Origin of the sequence: Micromonospora maritima (assembly GCF_902825405.1) — a bacterium.
Classification (GTDB): Bacteria; Actinomycetota; Actinomycetes; order Mycobacteriales; family Micromonosporaceae; genus Micromonospora; species Micromonospora maritima.
Map to the genome: position 1 here is coordinate 1 of NZ_CADEAU010000501.1, position 3,765 is coordinate 3,765.

Annotated in this window: 5 protein-coding genes; 3 read left to right on the forward strand and 2 right to left on the reverse strand. The window is 74.7% G+C overall.

Annotated features, from left to right (window positions below; all coding sequences use genetic code 11):
- Window positions 1-152: 152 nt before the first annotated feature.
- Both HUW36_RS27865 and HUW36_RS27870 read right to left on the reverse strand, forming a co-directional pair.
- The gene (locus HUW36_RS27865) at window positions 153-620 is read right to left on the reverse strand and encodes an SRPBCC family protein (protein WP_174530853.1); all 468 of its coding nucleotides are present in this window, start codon (window positions 618-620) and stop codon (window positions 153-155) included.
- Window positions 617-961, reverse strand: a complete 345-nt coding sequence (locus HUW36_RS27870) for an ArsR/SmtB family transcription factor (RefSeq protein WP_174530854.1) — start codon at window positions 959-961, stop codon at window positions 617-619. The genes HUW36_RS27865 and HUW36_RS27870 overlap by 4 nt, the downstream gene beginning before the upstream one ends.
- A gap of 90 nt (window positions 962-1,051) precedes the next feature.
- Here HUW36_RS27870 and HUW36_RS27875 point away from each other — a divergent pair, with 90 nt between their 5' ends.
- From HUW36_RS27875 to HUW36_RS27885, 3 genes are all read left to right on the forward strand, one after another.
- A complete protein-coding gene (locus HUW36_RS27875) occupies window positions 1,052-1,537 on the forward strand; it encodes a hypothetical protein (RefSeq protein WP_174530855.1) in 486 nt (161 codons plus the stop codon).
- Window positions 1,538-1,569: 32 nt separating this feature from the next.
- Window positions 1,570-2,361, forward strand: coding sequence for an aminoglycoside adenylyltransferase domain-containing protein (locus tag HUW36_RS27880; protein ID WP_174530856.1), 792 nt, complete (start codon window positions 1,570-1,572; stop codon window positions 2,359-2,361).
- Between the two features lie 75 nt (window positions 2,362-2,436).
- Window positions 2,437-3,765: hypothetical protein (locus tag HUW36_RS27885; protein WP_217428888.1), on the forward strand; the 1,329-nt coding region annotated here is incomplete at its 3' end.

Sequence of the window (3,765 nt, forward strand, 5' to 3'; positions counted from 1 at the left end):
AGGCCGCGACGGTCACCGCGTCGACCTCCGCCGGCCCGCCGGCGGCGGTGAACCGGAACGCGCCGCCGGCCGCCCGGCCGACGGCGTACACGACGAGGTTGACGACCGTCGCGCCCGCGACGGCGAGCGCGACGATCGCGGCGCGGGACAGGTCAGCCATGCGACCGCTCGCGGTCGCGCCCGCGCAGCAGGTACGCCTCGATCCGGTCGAACGCCCCGGACCACACCTCGCCGACGAAGAAGTCGCGCAGCTCGGGCTCGGGGAAGCCGCTCTGCACGACGGTCATCAGCGTGCCGCCCTCGTGCTCCTCGAAGGTGATCTCGATGCGGGTGGTCAGGGTTTCGCCGTCGGGGCTGCTGCCGATGGACTCGGTGACCAGCCGGTGCGGCCGGTCGATCTCCAGGAACGTCTGCGTCTCCCGGAACAGCATCTCGGGGGAGGGGCCCCAGACGGCGGTCTGCCGCCCGCCGACCCGCAGGTCCACCTCGATCTCCACGATGCCGGGCTCCTCGTCGAGGATGCTGAACCAGATCTTCTGCTGCTCGGCGTCGGTGTAGGCGTCGAAGGCCTCCTCCGGGGTGCCGGGCAACCGCCGGGTCATTCGCATGTCGAGCGTCATGAGTCACGTTCCTTCGTGCCGGTGCGGAGAGTGAGGTAGGCGTCGAGACCGTCCAGGCGACGCGCCCAGAGCCGTTGGTAGAAGCTGATCCAGGCCATCGCGGCGTCCAAGGGGGCGTCACCGAGCCGGCACCGGCGCGACCGGCCGACCTTCTCGGTGACGACGAGGCCGGCGTTCTCCAGCGCCTGCACGTGCTTCTTCATGCCGGTGAGGCTCATCCCGGTCGGCGCGGTGAGCTCGCTGATGGTGGCCGGTCCGGCGCCGAGCCGGATCAGGATGTCGCGTCGGGTGGGGTCGGCCAGGCTGGCGAACACCCGATTCAGGACCTCTTGCTGAACCATGTGGTTCACCGTATAACACTGAACCTTATGGTTCAACGTCTTCGTCGGCCGGTCGTCGCCGGGATGCGCCGCCGTGCCAGAATCCGGGCCGTGTCCTATCACCCCGCCCAGCCGTACCCGCCGATGCCCGGCGCCGTCACGCCGCTGATCGCGTACCCGCACCCGATCGCGCCGCCCCCCGGCTGCGCGGTGCTCGTCGTCTCGGTGAACCGGGGCCCCTATCTGGTGCCCGCGCCCGCCACCAGCCGCTTCAAGGTCGACGGCCGGGTGGTCGCCATCCCGGGCGAGGGGACCTGGCACGTCGCGGTCCCGGCCGGTCCGCACGACGTGCGGTACACCGACTTCATGGGCATCCCGGTCATCACCACCTCGCTCGTCGCCCAGCCCGGGGCCGTGCACCAGCTGTCCTTCCGCTTCGGCGGCTGGCGCAACCGCGTCCACGACGGGTACGGCACCGACGTGACCCGGTTCGGCATGTGGTCGAACTACAGCATCCTGCTCGTCGTGCTGGCCGTCGGCGGGCTGCTCTGCTGCGGACTGTTCGGCCTGGTCGCCGGCTTCTCCGGCTCGCCCTGACCGGGCGCCGTGCGCGTACCGGAAAGGCTCTGATGTCTTCTCCCGAAGCGGTCCTGTCGGACCTGCGTGTCGCGTGGGGCGCGGGCCTCGGCGCCCACCTTCCGGGCCTCTACCTGCACGGCTCGCTGGTGGCCGGCGACTTCGCCCCGGACCGCAGTGACCTGGACCTGCTCGCGGTGCTCGACCGCGACCCGGACCGGGACCTGCTCGCCGTGCTGGCCGGGCTGCACCGCGACCTCGACCGGCGACACCCGGGCTGGACGGGCCGGATCGAGGTCGAGTACGTGTCCCGCGACGCCGTCCACGACGCGGCGCGCGGGCGGACCGACCGCGCCCACGTCATCGCCCGGGTCAGCCCCGGTGAGGCGCTGCACCTGCTGCCCGCGACCGTCCACCGCCTCGTCACCTGGTCCACCGTCCACGACCAGGGCCGCAGCCTGCTCGGACCGCCGGCCGCCGAGCTGCTGCCCGCCGTCGACCCGGACCGCGTCCGGGCGGCGCTGCTGGACCACGTCCGGGACTGGCCCGACTGGGTGACCGGGATGACGAGCCCGGGCGGCCAGTCCTATGCCGTGCTCACCCTCTGCCGGGCGTTCCAGCGGCTGCGGCACGGGCGGCAGATGTCCAAGCGGCGGGCCGCCGAGCGGAGCGCCGTCGACCTGCCCCGATGGGCGGGCCTGGTCACCTGGGCGCGCGACTGGTGGTACGAGCACGGTTCGGACACCGACCCGGGTCGGCCCGACGAGGTCGTGGCGTTCGTGCGTGAGATCAGCGCCGTCGTCCTGGCCGCCGAGCGGGGCACCCGGCCGGCCACCGGGGGCTGAACACAAGCGGACAACCCTCTGGCACGGTCCGCGTCCGTCCTGCTACCCATGGTGGACCGATCCTCGGGAGGTCCGATGTGGCAGCGGTTCCGGTCCGACCCGGTACGCCGGCTCCGCGAGCGGTTGGACCGCTTCGGCGCCGGCCGCGACCCGAGTCAGCTCCTCGACGCCGGCGCCGCCCGGGACGCCGAGGCGGTGGTCGACCTGGTCAGCGCCACCGAACCGACCGCCCCGCTGCCGGAGCGGACCGCCGAGGCGCTGTTCCTGCTCGCCTGCCTGCACTGGTACCGCTACCAGGTGCTGCCGGCCGGCCGGGACGCCGACGACCTCGCCCAGGCCGTGACGCTGACCCGGTTGCTGCTGCACGCGGCCCCGGACCGGGTGCCACCGTCGCTGCTCGCCCTCTACCGGGCGCACGCCCCCACCGCCGAACCGACCGGGGTGCCCCGGAGCCGGGCCCCGGAGAGCGGGCACACGACGTCGCCGGAGGCGCCGGCGGCGCTCGCCATGCGGGCGGTGCTGCTGATGGCCGAGGCGGAGAACACCGGGCGGTACGCGGCCGCCGACCGGGCCGAGGCGCTGCTGCGCCAGGCGGTCGACGCCACCCCGCCCGGCTCCGAGCGGGCGACCTACCTGTCCATGCTCGGCCGGGTGCACCGGGACCAGTACCGGCACCTGGGCCGCCCGCGCGCCCTCCCGGCCGCGATCGACGCGCACCGGGAGAGCCTGGAGTCCACCCGGACCGACGACCCGCAGCGCCCCGCACGGCTGTTCAACCTGGGCAACGTGTTGTCCGACCGCTTCGAGACCGACGGTGACCCGGCCACCCGGGACGAGGCGATCGGCCTGCTGCGCGAGTCGGCCGCGGCGGCGGCGACCGATCCGACGGTGCGCGCCCTGGCCTCGGGCGTCCTGGGTCAGCTGCTGCGGCAGCGGTGGCGGACCCACGGTCGCCCCGCCGACCTGGACGGGGCCGTCGACGCGTTCGGCCGGGCCCGGTCGGCCGGTGACCCGCGCCTGGCCGCGCTGCACGGCATCGTCCTGTCCGAACGGTTCCTGCGCGACGGCTCCCCGGCCGACCGGGACGCCGGCATCGACGCGCTCCGGGCGGCCGTGGACGCCGACACCCCCCTCGACGCGGAGCTGGCCGCACCGACCTGGGGTGGCCTCGCCGCGTTGCTGGAGGACCGCTACCGCGCCGACGAGCGCGCCCCGACGGCCGGCGCGGACCTCGACGCCGCCCTCGCCGCCTACCGGGCGGCGGTCGGGAGCACCGGCGACGACGCGCTGCGCCACCAGGTCGGCGTCCTGCTCACCCACCGCTACGAGCGCGGTGGCGACGCCGGGGACCTGGCCGAGGCGGTCCGGTTGCTGCGCGCCGGCGTGGCCGCCGCCGGCGACCCG